Source organism: Corallococcus exercitus, from assembly GCF_003611585.1.
Taxonomy (GTDB): Bacteria; Myxococcota; Myxococcia; order Myxococcales; family Myxococcaceae; genus Corallococcus; species Corallococcus exercitus.
This window is the reverse complement of record NZ_RAVW01000213.1, coordinates 1-16,457: the sequence shown is the minus strand read 5'-3', so window position 1 is coordinate 16,457 and position 16,457 is coordinate 1. Positions and strand designations below refer to the sequence as shown.

Sequence of the window (16,457 nt, the reverse complement as noted above, 5' to 3'; positions counted from 1 at the left end):
GCCCCGCCCCAGCTCCGCCTCCGCGTGGGTCCAGCCCCGTCCCGCTCGAGGCGTTCCGCTGACGGAGGCCCCCGCCCGCGTGCTGGCCTCGCCTGAAGGCGCCGCCGTGGTGGGCGTGCCCCTCCGGGCCAGCGTGTCCCGCGTCGCGGTGCGCCCCGGCCAGCACGTGAAGAAGGGCCACGTGCTGATGGAGGTGCTCATGCCCGAGGCCGTCCAGGCCGCGGGACGTCACCAGGCGGCAACGCTCCGCCGTGAGGCCTACGCCAGGCGGCGGGAGCAACTGCTCGCCCTCCAATCACAAGGCATGGCGCGGCTGACGGAGCTGGCCGAAGCCGAGACACAACTCGCGGAGGCCCGGGCCGAAGCCCAGGCCGCGCTCGCGCTGCTCGCGGTGGCGGGCCTCAACGCCGCGGACACGGCCGCCGTGGCGCGCGGGGGCCCGGTGCCGCTGCGCAGTCCCGTGGAGGGCATCGTCACGGAGGTCTCCGGCGTGCTGGGAGAGACCCGTGAAGGCGGAGGCGCGCCCCTGGTGCGCATCATGGGAGCCGGTGAAGGCCTGCTCGAAGCCCGCTTCGCCCGCCCCCTCCCCGCCGAGGCGCGCTTCGAGCTGGTGCTCCCCGGAGAGGCCCCTCTCCCGCTGAAGGAAGCGGGCCGCGCGCCCGCCATGGACTCGCGCGATGGCACCACGGCCGCGTGGTTCATCCCGGAGACACCGCGCGCCCTGCCCTCGGGCCTCACCGGCATGGTGCGGGTGCGCGCGGACAGCCTGCCGGGCGTGAGGGTCATCCCCGCCAGAGCCCTGCTGCTGGAGTCCGGCCAGGCCGAGGTGCTGGTGCGCACCGCGGCCGGCTTCCGCCGTCAGCCGGTGCAGGTCCTGGCCACCTCTGGCGCGGAAGCCCTGGTGCGTGGAGCCGGAGAGGGAGACGTGGTGGCCGCGGACGCGGGGGCCCTGCTCCTGGCGGAGGGCGCGCGATGATTGCCCGCCTCGTGGAGGCCAGCGTCCGGCATCGCGTCCAGGTGCTCGCGCTGACGGCGGTGCTCGCCCTCGCCGCGGGCGTGGTGGCGTGGCGCCTGGAGCTGGACGCGCTGCCCGACATCACCACCAATCAGGTCCTCATCCTCACCCGGGCCCCGGGCCTCACGCCGGAGGAGGTCGAGCGGCTCGTCACCCGTCCCATCGAAACCGCGCTCGGCGGCGTCCCCGGCCTCGTCGAGCACCGAAGCCTCTCACGCTACGGCATCTCCTCCGTCACCGCCGTCTTCGAGGACTCCGTGGACGCCTACCGCGCGCGCCAGGGCGTGCAGGAGCGCCTCAACGGGCTCGCCTCCAGCCTCCCCCTCGGCGTGGAGGTGCCGGAGCTCGGCCCCCTCACGGGCGGACTCGGGGAGGTCTTCCACTTCACGCTGGGCTCCCCCCTGCGCACCCCCGCCGAGCTGCGAGAGCTGGCCGAGTTCCGCGTGGCCCCGCTCCTGCGCGCCGTCCCGGGCGTCGTCGAGGTGAACAGCTGGGGAGGCCAGCAGCGCACGCTGGAGGTGCGCGCGGACGCGGTGAAGCTCGCGGCGCGCGGGCTGACGCTCTCCGACGTGCGGGGCGCGCTGGAGGAGGCCTCGGGCGCCGTCCCCGGAGCCAGCCTCCCCGCTGGAGAGCGCCAGGTCCTGGTGCGCGCGGTGGCCCGTCCCCCGGGCGCCACGGAGCTGGGCGGCGCCATCCTCCGCACGCCCAACGGCGCCACCGTGCGCGTGTCGGACGTGGCCGAAGTCGTCCCGGGCGCACTGCCCCGCATCGGCACCGCGACCGCCAATGGCCGGGGCGAGACCGTCTACGTCATGGTGCAGATGCTCCGCGGCGCCAACGCCCTGGACGTGGTGGAGGCCCTCCACACCCGCATGCCCGACGTGAAGGCCGCGCTCCCCGGGGACGTGCGGGTGGACCTCGTCTATGACCGCGGCGTCCTCGTGCGCGGCACGCTGCGCACGGTGGCGAAGAACCTCGCCGAGGGCGGCCTGCTCGTCATGGGGGTGCTGCTCGCCCTGCTGGGCAGCCTCCGGGCGGGCCTGCTCGTCGCCTCGGCGATTCCGCTGTCCATGCTGGGGGCCGCCATGGGCATGGTGCTGCTGGGCATCCCCGGCAACCTGATGAGCCTGGGCGCCATCGACTTCGGCCTCCTCGTGGACGGCGCGGTGGTGATGGTGGAGGGCGTGTTCCATCACCTCGGTCACGCGCGCAACCGGATGTCTCGCGAGGCGTGGCGCGACAAGGTGGGCTCGGTGACCGCCTCCTTGTCGCGGCCCGTGTTCTTCTCCGTGCTCATCATCATGCTCGTCTACGTGCCCGTGCTGTCGCTCACCGGCGTGGACGGGAAGATGTTCCGCCCCATGGCCCTCACGGTGGTGCTGGCGCTCGCCACCTCGCTGGTGCTGGCGCTCACCTTCATCCCGGCGGCGGCGAGCCTGGTGCTGCGTCCCCAGGACATTCCCGAGCGCGAGCCCTGGCTGGTGCGCGCCGTGGAGCGCGCCTATCGCCCGCTGCTGGAGCACGGGCTGCGCCGCCCCGCCTGGGTGGCGTGCGGCGCGGCGGCCCTGCTCGTCCTGGGCGGGGTCCTCTACCTGCGCGCCGGCATCGAGTTCACCCCCCAGCTCAGCGAGGGCGACCTGGTGGTGCAGACGACGCGCGGGGGAGACATCGGCCTGGAGGCCGCCGCGCGAGAGGCCGGCCGGCTGGAGGCCGCCCTGCTGCGCCACGTCCCCGAGGTGACGCAGGTGGTGTCGCGCGTGGGCAGCCCCGCGGTGGCCACCGACATCATGGGCCTGGAGCAGGCGGACGTCTTCGTCGCCCTCAAGCCGCGCGCGCAGTGGCGCCCCGGACTCACCCCCGAGACACTGGTGGAGGACATGCAGCGCGCGCTCGATGCCCATGCTCCCGGCGGGGAGCCCTCCTTCACGCAGCCCATCCAGATGCGCTTCAACGAGCTGCTCGGAGGCTCCGTCGCCGACGTGGCGGTGAGCCTCTACGGCGAGGACCTGCGCGAACTGCACCGGCTGGCGGAGGCCGTGGCCGCCAAGGTGACGGGCGTGAAGGGCGCGGTGGACGTGCGCGTGCTCGCGCCGCCGGAGGTGTCCCTGCTGGAGGTGGAGCCCCGTGCGCTGGACGCCGCGAGCGTGGGCTTCTCCGTGAAGCAGGTCCTGGAGGCGGTGCAGGGGGTGCGCACGGGGCTGGAGGTCGGCGCCACCTTCGACGGGCCCGTGCGCGTGCCCATCGTCCTGCGGCTCGGCGCGAACACGGAGGCCTTCTCGCTGGAGTCCCTGCCACTGCCCACCGCGTCGGGGAGCCTGGTGCCGCTGTCCCGCGTGGCGGACGTGCGGCTGACCTCCGCGCCGGCGCTGGTGAACCGGCAGGAGGGACAGCGCCGGCTGGTGGTGGGCTTCAACGTGCGCGGCGCGGACCTGGGCACGGTCGTGGAGACCGCCCGGGCGCGCGTGGCGTCGGAGGTCCCGCTTCCGTCCGGCTACCGGGCCGTCTGGGGCGGGCAGTACGAAACGCTGACCGCGGCCACGCGACGGCTCTCGGTGGTCATCCCCGCGGTGGCGGTGCTCATCGTGACGGTGCTCATCGCGGCCTTCGGGCGGCCGAGGCCGGCGCTCATCATCTTCACGCACGTCCCCTTCGCCTGCGTGGGCGGCATGCTGGCGCTGTCGCTGCGGGGCATGCCCGTGTCCATCTCCGCGGCCATCGGCTTCATCGCCCTGTCAGGCATCGCGGTGCTCAACGGCGTGGTGTGGGTGTCGCGCCTGCTGCACCATGAAGCGGAGGGCATGCCGGTGAAGGAGGCCGTGCGCCTCACCGCGAGCGAGCGGCTGCGCCCGGTGGTGATGACGGCGCTGGTGGCCACGCTGGGCTTCGTGCCCATGATGCTGGCGCAGGGCATGGGGGCGGAGGTACAGCGGCCCCTGGCCACGGTGGTGGTGGGCGGGCTGGTGACGTCCACGCTGCTCACCCTGGGCGTGCTGCCCTCGCTCTATCCGTGGTTGTCCCGGCGCCGCACCCGGCCCGGGTCCCTGCCCACGGCACCGGAGGAGCCTGCATGAAGCTGCTGCTGGTGGAGGACGAGGAGCGCATGGCCCTGCTGCTGCGCCGGGGGCTGTCCGAGGCGGGCCACCAGGTGGACGTGTGCGAGCGGGGCGAGGACGCGCTCCAGCAGGGAATGGACGTGCCGTATGACGTCGTGCTGCTGGACTGGAACCTGCCGGACCTGGACGGGCTCGCGGTGCTGCGGCGCTGGCGCGAGCGTGGACTGCGCACCCCGGTGATGCTCCTCACCGCGCGCGGCACGGTGGGCGAGAAGGTGGTGGGACTGCGCGCCGGCGCGGACGACTACCTGGCGAAGCCCTTCGCCTTCGAGGAGCTGCTCGCGCGGCTGGAGGCCCTGCACCGCCGGGGCGACACGGGCACGCCGGTGCGGAACGTCGGCCCGCTGGTGCTGGACGCACGCCGGCGGGTGCTGCGGCACGGGGACCAGGAGCAGCCGCTCACCGGGCGCGAGTTCGCCCTCTTCCAGGAGCTCGCCGGTCACGTGGGCGAGGTGCACTCGCGCTCGGAGCTCCTCATGCGCGTGTGGGGTGGCGCCTTCGACGGGCCCCCCAACATCGTGGATGTGTACGTGGGCTACCTGCGCGGGAAGCTGGCCCGGCTGGGAGCGGAAGGCGCGGTGTCCATCCAGTCGGTGCGCGGGGTGGGCTTCCGGCTGGTGAAGGGGGAGGCGCGGTGAGGCTGGCCGTGCGGCTGTGGCTGCTGGGCGCGGGCGTGCCGGTGCTGGGCGTGGTGCTGGCGTTGCTGCTGGCGGGCCAGCTCTTCGAGGCGTACCTGGAGCGCGTGGTGGACGATGCGCTGCTGTCGCAGGCAGCCGCGGAGGCGGTGAGCCTCTTCGACGGCCCCGGAGGGGAGCCCCACCTGCACATGGAGGATTCGCCGCTCTCGGACCTGGTGCGGTCCTTCGCGCCGGTGGCGGAGGTGTACGGGCCGGACGGGCGGCGCGTGCTGGCCTTCCCGCCCACGGCCGACACGTCCAGGGCGCGGCTCCAGCGGCTTCCCGACACGGACGCGCCCCGGCTGGAGACGGTGCGCGAGGGCGACACGCTGCTGCGCCGCGCGACGGTGCGCGTGGTGTCTCCCCGGGGCGTGCCGTACGTGCTGCGGCTGTCCGCGTCGCTGGCGTGGGAGGAGACGGCGGTGCGCGCCTTCCATGGCATCACCCTGGGGCTGGCCGGCCTGTTGGGGCTCGTGTTCTTCGGCTTGCAGACATGGCAGGCGCGGTGGCTGGAGCGCAGGCTGGCGGAGCTGCGCGGCCTCATCACCCACCTGCGCGAGGGCCTGTGGTCCGGAGCACCCGCTGGAGGGACGGCCAGGGACGAGGTGGCGGAGGTGGAAGCCGCGCTGCGCGAGGCCGCGAAGCGCCTGTCGTCCGCGCGCGAGGCCCAGGAGCAGCTCATCGCCCGCGCCGCGCACGAGCTGCGCACGCCGCTGGCGCTCATGCGCACCCAGCTGGACCTCGCGCTGTGGAAGGAGCGCAGTGGCGCCGAGCTGCGCGAGTCGCTGGAGGAGACCCGCCGCGAGGTGGAGCGCCTGTCCATCCTGGCGGGCAACCTGCTGGACCTCGCCTCCTTCGGCCGTGGCACGTGGGAGGTGAAGCCCGAGGACTTGCGCGTCCTGCTGGAGGATGCGTCGGCGGCGGCGCGAGCACAGGCGGAGGAGCAGGGCGTCTGGGTGACGGTGGAGGCGCCGGAGCCCGCGCGGTGTGTCCTCCACGCGAGTTCCGTGCGGCAGGCGGTGGACAACCTGCTGGCCAATGCGCTGCGCTTCGCCCCGGGCGGCACGGAGATCACGATGCACGCGGAGCGGCACGACGGCATGTGGCGGCTGACCGTGCGGGACAGGGGGCCCGGCATTCCTCCGGAGCACCGGGAGAAGGTGTTCGCCCCGTTCTACCGCGCGGAGCCCTCCGGCCGCGGCGCGGGCCTGGGGCTCGCGGTGGTGCAGGAGGTGGCCCGGCGTCACGGCGGCCACGCCTATGTGGCGGAGCCCCAGGGCCCTGGCGCCGAGGTGGTGATGGAGCTGCCCGAGGTGGGGCCGGCCACGAATTGACAGCCGCCTCGGGTGAGCGGCCGGGCCCGCCTCCCGGGTGGGAAGCGGGCCCGGCGAAGGACCGCGTAAAGCCGCGAGCGCTACTTCTTGGGCGAGGTGGCCTTCAGCTCCAGCGCGACGGAGTCATCCCCCTCCAGCTGGAACTTCGCGCGCACGCTGGCGCCCTCCGGCAGCTCGCTCGCCTTCACGGTCTTGCCGTCCAGGGTCACCTTCGTCTGCTCACGCACGTCCAGCTTCACCTCCGGCAGCGTGCCGGTGCGCGCGAGCGTGACGTCGTCGTTGTCCTTGGCCTTCACGGTGCCGTTGAGGCTGAAGGCGTCCTTCTGCGTCCAGAGGCCCGTCTTGTTGGCGGCGTCCGCCTTGTCCTTGGAGGTGTCCGCGCCCACGACCTTCTTCGCGGTGTCACTGATGGCGGGGCCCACCTCCTGGGCCTCCACGCCCGTGGACGGGCCGTTCATCTGGTGCGCGCTGGGCGCGTCCTTCGACGGGTGCTCCGGCGTGCCGGTGGCGTTCTGCGCGAAGGCAGCCGTTCCCAGGCACATCACTGCCGCGACGATGAGCTTCTTCATGGTCCCGCTCCCTTTCGTTTGGGTGTTTCGTGTCTGCTCTCAAGGGTGGGGCGGCCATGTTCCGCCGCCAACCGGCCCCTTGAGTCCATGACTTCCATGCCGCCCCGCCGCAGGTGGAGCAGGCAGGCGTTCAGACCGGCAGGCACAGCTGCTTCACGGTGGACAGCAGCGCGGACAAATCCAGCGGCTTGCGCAGGTAGGCCGCCACGCCCATCCCATCCACCGTGTCGCGCACGTCCAGGTCCGCGCTCGCCACCACCACCGGGATGTCCGAGCACGCGCGCTCGTGGCGCAGCGCCTCGCGGAACGCGACGCCGTCCATGCGCGGCATCATCAGGTCCAGGAGGATGAGCTGCGGCCGGGGCTCCGAGGAGCGCAGCCGCTCCAGCGCCTCCAGTCCGTCCGCCGCCAGCTGCACGGCGTAGCCCTCCAGCTCCAGCGCGTCCTGGAGCGCATCCCGGATGTCCATGTCGTCGTCGACGACCAGCAACGTGTGATGGGCTTCCATCCCATTCCCCCTGCGAGCCTTGGAGCGCCCGCGCCGTCCCCCGAGCCGGGACGGCGGGTCCCCGCCTTCGCCAGGACGAATCTGTACCCGGGGACAGGAGAGCGGAAGCTCCAATGTAGGCGCATGCCTACCAGTGAGCACATGTGGGGCAGGCGCCCGGCTGGCTGGCTGGGGGGCTACTCGCAGCGGTCGCAGAGGCCGCGCAGCTGCACTTCCACGGCGCGCTGGGACACGGCGCGGGGCACGCCCCGGGCGGTGGTGAGGCGCACGGACTCTTCAGGCAGGCAGGCCACGGTGCCGCAGTCGGTGCAGGTGAAGTGGGGGTGGTTGTTGGCGTGCTCGGTGGCGCCGGCGCGCTTGAGCTCGAAGCGCCAGACGTGGTCGCCCAGGTCGGCGCGCACGACGAGGCCGGCCTCGGTGAGGTCGGTGAGGTTGCGGTAGATGGTGACGCGGTCGTAGCCCTCGCCGCCCAGCTCCTCCACCAGGTCCGCGTGGCTCATGGGGGCGGTGGCGGTCTCCAGCTTGCGCAGCACGGCCACGCGGGGGGCGGTGCTGCGCAGCCCCGCGGCGCGAATCCGGTCCTGGAACCCGGTCAGCTTCTCCTGCGCCGTGACTTTCTTGGCACCCATGGGCGGTCGAATAACACACCGCCGCGTTCGAGTCCCCCCTTCGCCAGTGCAAGCGAAGTGTACTTGTAGCCCGGTTGTACCAGTGACGCGGCAGGCCAGCGGCGGGTCTCCCTGGCCCGTGGCCTTCCAACTTCCAACACTTCCGCACGGTTGCCTTGACTCACAGGCCCCCGTCACCAGACTGCGCCCTTTCCACACCCTGGGGTGGGCCGTTGGGGTCCCGCCGTCCAGAACGACCTGTCGGCCCGCGCCCGCTTCCGCTGCTTTCCGCCCCCTTGATGAAGCCCACCCTGCTGCTGGTCGAAGCCCCGGGTCCGCACCGGGAGCTGCTGGCCCTGGCCTTCCAGAGCCAGGGATGGCGGGTGTTGCTGGCGGCGGGGCTGGAGCCGCTGGCGCGAGCCCTGCGCGAGTCCCCGCCCGTGCACCTGGTGCTGGCGGCGGCGGGCCTGCTGGCGGCGGCGGCGGGGCCCCTGGACGCGCTGCGGGAGGCGCTGACGGCGGCCGACGCGGCCCTGTGGGTGGAGGCGCCGCCGGCCGAGCAGGAGTCCCTGCGGAGGCCAGGCCTGCCGGTGGCGGGCTTCCTCGCGCCGTCCCTGTCGCTGGGCCAGCGGGTGGAGGCGTTGCGGCAGGCCCTGCCGCCGCGAGCGCGGCAGGCGGACGACGGCCGGACGTCGCTGCGGGTGCTGGTGGCGGAGGACGACCCCGTCTACCGCAAGCTGCTGCGGCTGGCGCTGACCCCCTTCCGCTTCGAATTGATGGAGGCGGAGGACGGCATGGCCGCGCTGGAGCTGGCGCGGCGGCGGCGGCCGGACCTGGTGCTGGCGGACGTGCTGATGCCCCGGCTGGATGGCTTCCGGCTGTGCCTGGCGCTGCGCCAGGACCCGAAGCTCGCGCGCGTGCCGGTCATCCTCACGCACGCCACCGCGCCGGACGAGCTGGACCTGCGCATGGCGGCCAACGTGGGGGCCAACGGCTTCGTGCGGCGCTCGCAGGGGGACGACGAGCTGGTGGCCACGCTCCTGCGCGAGTCGCGCGCGGAGGGGCCGACGCCCGCCCCCGTGCCCGGCGAGCTGTCCACGGAGGCGCACCTGTATTCGATGGTGCGGCAGCTGGAGCGGCGCGTGGGGCTGCTGGAGCAGGCCGAGCGCACCGCGCGCGAGAGCGAGGAGCGCTACCGGCTGGTGGTGTCCGGCTCCTACGACGGCGTGTGGGACTGGGACGTGCGCAACCAGCGCATGTACTGGAGCCCGCGCCTGCTGGAGATGCTGGGGATGAAGCCGGAGGACTTCCCCGGCACCTCCGAGGCGTTCCTCGCGCGGGTGCACCCGGAGGACCGGGACGAGGTGGCGGCCGCGCTGGCGCGGCACCTGGAGCAGGGCGCGCCCTACGACGTGTCCTTCCGGCTGAGGCACGAGGCCGGGGGCTACCGCTCGTGCGTGAGCCGGGGCCGGGCCATCCGCGACGCGCAGGGGCGGCCGGTGCGCATGGCGGGCATCATCGGCGACGTGACGGAGCAGCTGCGGCTGTACCGCGAGGCGCGCGAGGCGGTGCGCGTGCGGGACGAGTTCCTGGCGGTGGCCGCGCACGAATTGCGCACGCCCCTGGCCGCGCTGCGGCTGCGCGTGCAGGGCACGGCGGCGGCGCTCAAGCACGAGCACCCGGTGGCGCCACAGCGGCTGGAGCGCGCGCTGGTGGCGGCGGACCGGCAGGTGCAGCGGCTGGCGGACCTGGTGGAGGGGCTGCTGGACGTGTCGCAGATGCAGGGCCACGCGCCCCGGCTGAACCTGGAGGACGTGGACCTGGGGCAGGTGGTGCGCGACGTGGTGGTGCGCTCGGAGGAGATGGCGACGCGCGCGGGGTGCCTGCTGGTGGTGCGCGACGTCGCGTCCGCGGTGGGCCGCTGGGACGCGCTGCGGCTGGGGCAGGTGGTGTCGCACCTGCTGGTGAACGCGGTGAAGTTCGGCCCGGGCCGGCCGGTGGAGCTGGAGGTCCAGGCGGACGGGGACATGGCGTCGCTGGTGGTGCGCGACCACGGCATCGGCATCGCGCCGGACCGGGTGGACGGCCTCTTCCGCCGCTTCGAGCGCGCCGTGCCCGCGCGCAACTACGGCGGCCTGGGGCTGGGGCTGTACCGCCTGTACCGCATCGTGGAGGCGCACGGCGGCGAGGTGGCGGTGACGAGCATTCCCGGCCAGGGCGCCACCTTCCGCGTGCGGCTGCCCCGCTCGGGTCCCCCGGCCGGCCGCGCCTGAGGAGCGGACGTCCGGACGTCCGTCGCCTCTGTCCGCTGACCCACACATGGCGGAAGGATGCTGCTGCTGTCCCAGGCGGAAGGACGCAATTTCCCCCCCATGGGAAAGCGACCCACCGTGCTGGTGCTCAACGGGAGCGAGGATCTCATCGAGGCGCTGGAAGAGGTGCTGGACGACGCCGGCTTCCAGACGAAGGGCGTGCGCGTGCAGGACGTCATGCGCGGGCCCGTGGACTTCGCCACGCTGGTGCGGGAGACGGCGCCGGCGGTCATCGTCTACGACATCAGCGTGCCGTTCGACCTGAGCTGGCGCGCGTTCCAGAAGCTGGCCGCGAACCCGGCCGCCGCGGGCATCCCCTTCGTGCTCACCACCACCAACCGGGAGGGCGCGGAGGTGTACACGGGGCCGGATGTCATCGAATTGCTGTTGAAACCCTATGACATCGACCAGTTCACCCGGGCCGTGTCGCAGGCGGCGCGGCGGGGGGCCGTCGCGGCAGGCTGAGGCACCGGGCTACAGCAGGCAGAGTGTGGCTTCGTGGAGTTCCTCGTGAAGCCGTGCCGATTCCCCCGTGCGTGTTTCGAAGCGGTGGATGAAGACCGCCAGCGGATCGGCAGTGAACCGCGAGCGCGGAATCCCCGTGGCGTGAATGGCACGCTCGATGTGCTCGGGCGGGCCTTCCACCTCCAGGAGCACGTCCATGCGGGGGAACTGTTCGAAGCGCAGCGTCGCCGCGCCGAAGGTGTACCAGGCGATGTCCCGCGTGACGTGGTCGTGCGGCGTGAAGCCGGAGCGCTCCAGGATGTGCCGCAGCGTCGCCTCGTCCCCGACCCGGGTGGTCAGTTCCTCGCGCTCCTTGTAGCCCTGATCCAGGCGGGCAGGGCCCTTCCACGTCAGCTCCGCCCAGCCGTTGCCCGGTGACTGGTAGATGCGGACCCGCAGCCGCTGGCCTCCTTTGGGAGGCTGGGACGCGAACCGGTAGTACCGGTCCACCATCGTCCCCGCGAAGCGCAGGGTGCCGCCGGCCTCTTCGACACGGCGGCGACGCAACGACACGTCATCCACGACACTCTTGAGCTCCAGCTCCTGCATGGCTCGCCAAGATGGTCGCGGTTCATGCGGATGCCATGGGAGCTGTATGAAAGACTTCTCATTCATTGGCACCGCGTCATTCCGTAATCCCTCTCTCCGCTGAGAGGGCGATGAGAAGTCTCTCAGGGAACGCCGGCGAGGGGACAGCCGCCGCATGGCTCGGGCATGAAACGATGGAAGTCCTCGCGAGCCACGGCGCACTGGAGCCCGGGCGGGCGCGGGAGAGGCGGGTGCCGGATGTCGCGCACGTCCTTGGGCGCAGCTGCTGCGAGCGGGCCGCCCTGGTTCCTGGTGTTCGTGCTGGGACTCATGCTGCTGCGGCTCGTCTATGCCGGGCAGGTGGAACTGGCGCCGCAGGAGGCCTATTACTGGCAATACGCGCGACACCTGGACCTGTCCTATCTGGACCATCCGCCCCTGTGCGCGTGGTGGATGGCTTTGTCCATGCGGCTGCTGGGGAACACCGAGCTCGCGGTGCGCCTGCCGGCCATCCTGTCCTCCACGCTGCTGAGCGGTGTCTTGTACTCACTGGGCGCGCGGCTGTACTCGCCGGCCGCGGGAGTCCTGGCGGCGCTGGCCGCGAACGCCACCGTGCTGTTCGGACTGGGCGCGGTGGTGATGACGCCGGATGTGCCGCTCGTGCTGTGCTGGACCGCCGCGCTGCGCGTGCTCTGCGAGCTGGTGCTGCCGGACGGCCAGGGCCCCGGGCGCTTCGCCTGGCGCTGGTACCTGTTGGGCCTGCTCTGCGGGCTGGCGCTGCTGTCCAAGTACACCGCCGCGCTGCTGCCGCTCCAGGTGCTGGCGACGGCGCTGGTGACGCGGCGGGGCCGCGAGGCCCTGCGCACCCCGCATCCCTACCTCGCGTGCGTGCTCATGCTCGCGGTCTTCTCCCCGGTGCTCGCCTGGAATCATGCGCATGGCTGGGCGTCCTTCGCGTTCCAGACCACGTCGCGGGCGCGGACGGTGGATGGCTTTCATGGCTTTCTCGTCGGGCGCTACCTGGGGCTGCAGGCGGTGGCCGTGGGGCCGCTGCTCTACCTGGCGCTGTGGCTGACCGCCGCGGTCCTCGCGCGGCAGGCGTGGAGGGGAGATGCCCGCGCGCGCCTGCTGGCTTTCGCCAGCCTGCCGGGACTCGCCCTGTTCACGCTGGTGAGTCCGCTGCACTGGGTGAAGATGAACTGGGTGGCGCCCGCGTACATCGGTCTGATGGTGGCCGCCGCCGCCGGGGCGTGCGCGCTGCGTGAGCGCCGGGCCGTGCGCGCGTACGCGGCGCTGAGCGTGGGCGTGGGCGCGGTGCTGATGGTGGGCATGTACCTGATGCCCCTGTGCCCGTGGATCCCCTTCCGCGAGCGCGACAACCTGGTGAGCGGCTGGCGGGAGCTGGCCGAAGCGGTGCAGCGCCATCGTGGGGCCACGGGGCTCCCCGCGCCCGCGGTCGTGGGCTGGGGGTACAAGACGGCGAGCGAGCTGGCCTTCTATCTCCCGGACCGCCCGGAGACGCGGTCCGACGCCGCGCTCGGGGGGAGCGGGCTGGCCTATGACTTCTGGCGGGACCCGGCGGATCCGGAAGGGGATGCCATCATCGTCGCCGACCAGCGCCAGCCGCTGCGGGACGCGGCGACCCGGCTGGGGGCGCACTGCGCGGCCGTGACTGAGCTGCCTTCCGTGACGGTGCATCGCGGTCCGCGGACGGTGACGACCTTCAGCCTCTGGTCCTGTCAGCACGCACGTCCCCCGCGGCAGGTGGCGGCCCGGGGGCTTCCGGCGGTTTCGGAAGGTGCAAGGTGAAGCGGCTCTCGCCGTCGCCGCTCCGCGCGTAGTCGAGCGTGCCGCCGTGCGCCTCCGCGAGGGTGCGCGACAGCGCGAGCCCCAGGCCCGTGCCTTCCCCCGTCCGCGCGGCGTCCGCCCGGGCGAAGCGCTGGAAGAGCCGGGGCTGGAAGGCGGGGTCCACGCCCGGACCGTCGTCGCTCACGGTGAGGCGGGCCTCCGTGTCCGTCGCGTCCAGCGCCACGCGGATCCGCTGCCGCGCGTGGCGGCGTGCGTTGGACAGCAGGTTGTCCAGCACGTGGGCCAGGAGGACGGGGCTGCCCTGGACCTGCGTGGGGCCGCCCGTCAGCTCCAGCGTCAGGCGCTGGCCCCGCGCCACCAGGAGCTGCTCCGCGCGCTGGACGGCCGCCCGCGCCAGGAGGTGGAGGTCCACGGGCTCCGGCGTCAGGACCCGCGTGCCGGCATCCGCGCGCGCCAGCTGCAACAGCGCGTCCACGAGGCGCGACAGCCGTTGGGTTTCGTCGAGCACGACGCCCAGCGCGCGGCGGTACTCCTCGGGCGTCCGCTCGCGCCGGAGGGTGACTTCCGTCTCCCCCAGGATGACGGTGAGGGGCGTGCGCAGCTCGTGCGCCGCGTCGGCGGTGAAGGTCCGGATGCGCGCCAGGGACGCGCGCGCGTCCGCGAGCAGTCCGTTCAGGGTCGACGCCAGCTCGTCCCACTCGTCCCCCGTCCCACGCAGGGGCAGGCTCAGGTCCAGCTCCGAGGCGCGCGCGGCGCGGACCCGGTCCCGCGCTTCGCGCAAGGGGGCCAGTGCGCTCCGGGCCAGCGCGCCACCCAGCGCCGTGGCCCCCAGTACCGCGAGCGGTGTGGTGAGGACCATGGCGCCCAGGGACTGGAGCGCATCGTCGAAGAGGCCCTCATGGCGCTTCCCGGGCGCGTCTCCGCGTTGCTCCCACCCCTCTCCCGCGACGAGCACCGCTGTCACCACGCCGCCGTAGAGCAGCAGGGTCCCCAGGACGGCGCTGGCGAAGAAGAGCGTCAGCCGGGCGCGGAGCGTGCGCGGGCGTCTCATGGCTGGCTCCGGAGCACGTAGCCCACGCCCCTCACGGTGTGGATGAGCTTCACGTCGAAGGGCGCGTCCACCTTGGCCCGCAGGTAGCGGATGTACACCTCCACGACGTTGGAGAAGGTCTCGAAGTCGTGGTCCCAGACGGCCTGGACGATGCGCGTCCGGGAGACCACCTCGCCCGCGTGCTCCAGCAGGAAGCGCAGGAGCGCGTATTCGCGCGCGGTCAGGAGGATGTCCACACCAGCCCGGGCCACCTTCCGCGTCGCGGGGTCCAAGGTCAGGTCCCCATGGCGCAGCAGCGGGCTGGGGCGGCGGTCCACGCGGCGGAGGATGGCGCGCAGGCGCGCGAGCAGCTCCTCGAAGGAGAAGGGCTTGACGAGGTAGTCATCCGCGCCGGCGTTGAGCGCGCCAATCCGGTCCGAGACCGCGTCCCGCGCGGTGAGCATCAGGACCGGGGTGACGTCCTGCCGCCCGCGCAGCGCCCGGAGCAGGTCCATCCCCGACAGGCCGGGCAGCATCCAGTCCAGGATGATCAGCTCGAAGCGCTCATGGTGCAGCAGCTCCTGGGCGCTCACTCCGTCTTCGCATTCCCGCACCGGGAAGCCCTCTTCCGTGAGGCCCCGGGCGATGAAGGCCCGCACGCGCAGCTCGTCTTCGACGATGAGGATGGACACGGTCAGGCTCCTGGCCGCGGGGCCGCGGCTGCTTCAGACGGCGAATGGTGGTCTTTCGGGAAGGACAAGCGCCAGTGGGTCCCCGTCCTCGGCCGTGCTGAACGTGCCGCGGGTGCTCGCCCTGTACCCGCGCTTCGGACGTCCTAGGGCCGTGTCGCAGGCGGCGCGGCGGGGGGCCGTCGCGGCAGGCGCACGGTGAAGGTGGTGCCGGTGTCCTGGGTGCTGGTCACGCCCACGTGGCCCCCGTGGGCCCGCACCACCTGCCGGACGATGAAGAGGCCCAGGCCGATGCTGCGGTCGGCGCGGTTCTCCTGGTGGGAGGTGCCCCGCTCCAGCGGTTCGAACAGGCGCGGCAGCAGGTCCGCGGGGATGGGCGTGCCGGTGTTGTGCACCTCCAGCACGACGCTGTCGGGCTCGCCCCGGCTGTGCACCTGGATGGGGGCGGCCTTGTCGCCGTAGGTCAGCGCGTTGCCCAGCAGGTTGCCCACCACCTGGGCCAGCCGGTCCGCGTCCCACGTCCCCGCGCCGTCTCCGGCCTGGGTGTGCAGGATGGCGCGGCCGGGGGCCTGCGTCTGGGCCTCCTCGATGGTGGCCTCCACCAGGGCGTGGAGGTCCGCGTCCCGCGGATGCAGGACGAGGCCGCCGTGGCGCACCTGGGTGAAGTCCAGCAGGTCGCGGATCATCCGCACGGCCCGCTCCGTGGACGCGCGGATGCGGTTGACGCGCTTGCGCTGCTCTTCGTTGAGGGTGTCGCGGTTCAGCAGCAGCGAGGCGGCCAGCAGGACCGAGGACAGCGGGGTGCGCAGGTCGTGGCTCACGATGCCGATGAGCTGCCGCTCGAAGTCCCCGCGCTGGCGGGCCTCCGCCTCCAGCCGCTTGCGCGCGCTCACGTCCCGCAGGGCGCCCACCACCTGCTGGACCTCGCCCTCGCTGTCGCGGACGATGACGGCGTGCTCCTCCACGTCCCGCCAGACGCCTCGCGCGTCGTGGAAGCGGTAGCCGCACCGCCACAGGTCGCCCGTCCCCGCGAGCGAGTCCATGAAGCCCTGCCGGACGGCCGCCAGGTCATCCGGGTGGATGTGCTCGCGCCACCAGTCCTGGCGCGCCACGCGAGGGTCGTCCAGCCGGCCCAGCAGGTCGGGGTCTCCGCTGCTCCACTCCAGGGTGTCCGTCTGGGGGTTCCACTCCCAGATGGCGTCCTGGGTGGCGCGCGCGGCCAGCCGGAAGCGCTGGTCGCTCTTCCAGGCGCGCAGCTCCGCGGCGCGGACCTCCGCGAGCGCGCTTTCGGCCAGCGTGCGCCGCGCCTGCTCGTCGGACAGGGTCCGGCGGGTCGTGTCCAGCGCCGCCGTCGTCTCGCGCTGCTGCCAGCCCCACTGGGCGAGCCCCAGCACGCGCGCCGCCAGCTCCGAGGACCGGAACGGCTTGAACACGTAGTCGTTGGCGCCCACGCCCAGCCCCTCGACGACGTCCTCGGGACGCTGGTGGGAGGTGAGCAGCAGCACGGGGAGCAGCGCCGTGGCGGCGTTGCCGCGCACGAAGGCGCAGACCTCCAGGCCGGTGAGGCCCGGGGTCTCCCGGTCCAGCACGAGCACGTCCGGCGCCTTCTGGAAGCCCAGGGCCTCCACCAGCGTGGCCCCGTCGGAGAACATGACGACGTCGCACACGGGGGCGAGCGCCGCGCGCGCGGCCTGCGCCTCCGTGGGGGAGTCCTCCAGCAGCCACACCACCGGGGCACGGGCGGACGGCGGGGGCGAGCGG

Annotated in this window: 14 protein-coding genes; 7 read left to right on the top strand and 7 right to left on the bottom strand. The window is 73.3% G+C overall.

What is annotated here, in order from left to right; all coding sequences use genetic code 11:
- The 4 genes from D7W79_RS24410 to D7W79_RS24395 form a co-directional block, all read left to right on the top strand.
- Positions 1 to 976 (top strand): efflux RND transporter periplasmic adaptor subunit (locus D7W79_RS24410; RefSeq protein WP_147442033.1); only part of this gene is annotated, 976 nt, incomplete at its 5' end.
- The gene (locus tag D7W79_RS24405) at positions 973 to 4,086 is read left to right on the top strand and encodes an efflux RND transporter permease subunit (protein WP_120527801.1); all 3,114 of its coding nucleotides are present in this window, start codon (positions 973 to 975) and stop codon (positions 4,084 to 4,086) included. The genes D7W79_RS24410 and D7W79_RS24405, both read left to right, overlap by 4 nt.
- Complete coding sequence (locus D7W79_RS24400) at positions 4,083 to 4,766, top strand: response regulator transcription factor (RefSeq protein WP_120527800.1); 684 nt, start codon at positions 4,083 to 4,085, stop codon at positions 4,764 to 4,766. Before D7W79_RS24405 ends, D7W79_RS24400 begins: the two co-directional genes overlap by 4 nt.
- Positions 4,763 to 6,139 carry a sensor histidine kinase gene (locus tag D7W79_RS24395; RefSeq protein WP_120527799.1) on the top strand — a complete coding sequence of 459 codons (1,377 nt, stop codon included), beginning with the start codon at positions 4,763 to 4,765 and terminating at the stop codon, positions 6,137 to 6,139. The genes D7W79_RS24400 and D7W79_RS24395 overlap by 4 nt, the downstream gene beginning before the upstream one ends.
- A gap of 80 nt (positions 6,140 to 6,219) precedes the next feature.
- Here D7W79_RS24395 and D7W79_RS24390 read toward each other — a convergent pair whose 3' ends face one another.
- The 3 genes from D7W79_RS24390 to D7W79_RS24380 all read right to left on the bottom strand — a co-directional run bounded on the left by D7W79_RS24390 (position 6,220) and on the right by D7W79_RS24380 (position 7,845).
- Complete coding sequence (locus D7W79_RS24390) at positions 6,220 to 6,708, bottom strand: hypothetical protein (protein WP_120527798.1); 489 nt, start codon at positions 6,706 to 6,708, stop codon at positions 6,220 to 6,222.
- Positions 6,709 to 6,838: 130 nt separating this feature from the next.
- Positions 6,839 to 7,216, bottom strand: coding sequence for a response regulator transcription factor (locus tag D7W79_RS24385; protein WP_120527797.1), 378 nt, complete (start codon positions 7,214 to 7,216; stop codon positions 6,839 to 6,841).
- A gap of 176 nt (positions 7,217 to 7,392) precedes the next feature.
- A complete protein-coding gene (locus D7W79_RS24380) occupies positions 7,393 to 7,845 on the bottom strand; it encodes a Fur family transcriptional regulator (RefSeq protein ID WP_120527796.1) in 453 nt (150 codons plus the stop codon).
- A gap of 278 nt (positions 7,846 to 8,123) precedes the next feature.
- Here D7W79_RS24380 and D7W79_RS24375 point away from each other — a divergent pair, with 278 nt between their 5' ends.
- Positions 8,124 to 10,097: a sensor histidine kinase gene (locus tag D7W79_RS24375; RefSeq protein WP_208729826.1), complete on the top strand. Its 1,974-nt coding sequence runs from the start codon at positions 8,124 to 8,126 to the stop codon at positions 10,095 to 10,097.
- A 99-nt stretch (positions 10,098 to 10,196) separates the two neighbouring features.
- Entirely contained in the window at positions 10,197 to 10,601 is a 405-nt protein-coding gene (locus D7W79_RS24370) for a response regulator (RefSeq protein ID WP_147442032.1), read from the top strand.
- Positions 10,602 to 10,610: 9 nt separating this feature from the next.
- Here the strand turns inward: D7W79_RS24370 and D7W79_RS24365 are convergent, their stop codons facing one another.
- Entirely contained in the window at positions 10,611 to 11,189 is a 579-nt protein-coding gene (locus D7W79_RS24365; protein WP_120527793.1) for a class IV adenylate cyclase, read from the bottom strand.
- A 237-nt stretch (positions 11,190 to 11,426) separates the two neighbouring features.
- On the opposite strand from D7W79_RS24365, the gene D7W79_RS24360 reads away from it, so the two are divergent.
- Complete coding sequence (locus tag D7W79_RS24360; protein WP_158617035.1) at positions 11,427 to 12,977, top strand: glycosyltransferase family 39 protein; 1,551 nt, start codon at positions 11,427 to 11,429, stop codon at positions 12,975 to 12,977.
- Here the strand turns inward: D7W79_RS24360 and D7W79_RS24355 are convergent.
- From D7W79_RS24355 to D7W79_RS24345, 3 genes are all read right to left on the bottom strand, one after another.
- Positions 12,892 to 14,028, bottom strand: coding sequence for a sensor histidine kinase (locus tag D7W79_RS24355; RefSeq protein ID WP_120527791.1), 1,137 nt, complete (start codon positions 14,026 to 14,028; stop codon positions 12,892 to 12,894). The two genes, D7W79_RS24360 and D7W79_RS24355, sit on opposite strands and share 86 nt — an antisense overlap.
- On the bottom strand, positions 14,025 to 14,699 hold the full coding sequence (locus tag D7W79_RS24350; RefSeq protein ID WP_120527790.1) for a response regulator: 675 nt from the start codon (positions 14,697 to 14,699) through the stop codon (positions 14,025 to 14,027). The genes D7W79_RS24355 and D7W79_RS24350 overlap by 4 nt, the downstream gene beginning before the upstream one ends.
- A gap of 143 nt (positions 14,700 to 14,842) precedes the next feature.
- Positions 14,843 to 16,457 (bottom strand): sensor histidine kinase (locus D7W79_RS24345; RefSeq protein WP_216627124.1); only part of this gene is annotated, 1,615 nt, incomplete at its 5' end.

Bases quoted from the DNA above. Each gene is read 5' to 3' on its own strand.
- D7W79_RS24405 (WP_120527801.1), top strand. From the start codon at position 973: ATGATTGCCCGCCTCGTGGAGGCCAGCGTCCGGCATCGCGTCCAGGTG.
- D7W79_RS24385 (WP_120527797.1), bottom strand. From the start codon at position 7,216: ATGGAAGCCCATCACACGTTGCTGGTCGTCGACGACGACATGGACATC.
- D7W79_RS24360 (WP_158617035.1), top strand. From the start codon at position 11,427: ATGTCGCGCACGTCCTTGGGCGCAGCTGCTGCGAGCGGGCCGCCCTGG.
- D7W79_RS24400 (WP_120527800.1), top strand. From the start codon at position 4,083: ATGAAGCTGCTGCTGGTGGAGGACGAGGAGCGCATGGCCCTGCTGCTG.
- D7W79_RS24380 (WP_120527796.1), bottom strand. From the start codon at position 7,845: ATGGGTGCCAAGAAAGTCACGGCGCAGGAGAAGCTGACCGGGTTCCAG.
- D7W79_RS24355 (WP_120527791.1), bottom strand. From the start codon at position 14,028: ATGAGACGCCCGCGCACGCTCCGCGCCCGGCTGACGCTCTTCTTCGCC.
- D7W79_RS24370 (WP_147442032.1), top strand. From the start codon at position 10,197: ATGGGAAAGCGACCCACCGTGCTGGTGCTCAACGGGAGCGAGGATCTC.
- D7W79_RS24390 (WP_120527798.1), bottom strand. From the start codon at position 6,708: ATGAAGAAGCTCATCGTCGCGGCAGTGATGTGCCTGGGAACGGCTGCC.
- D7W79_RS24375 (WP_208729826.1), top strand. From the start codon at position 8,124: ATGAAGCCCACCCTGCTGCTGGTCGAAGCCCCGGGTCCGCACCGGGAG.
- D7W79_RS24365 (WP_120527793.1), bottom strand. From the start codon at position 11,189: ATGCAGGAGCTGGAGCTCAAGAGTGTCGTGGATGACGTGTCGTTGCGT.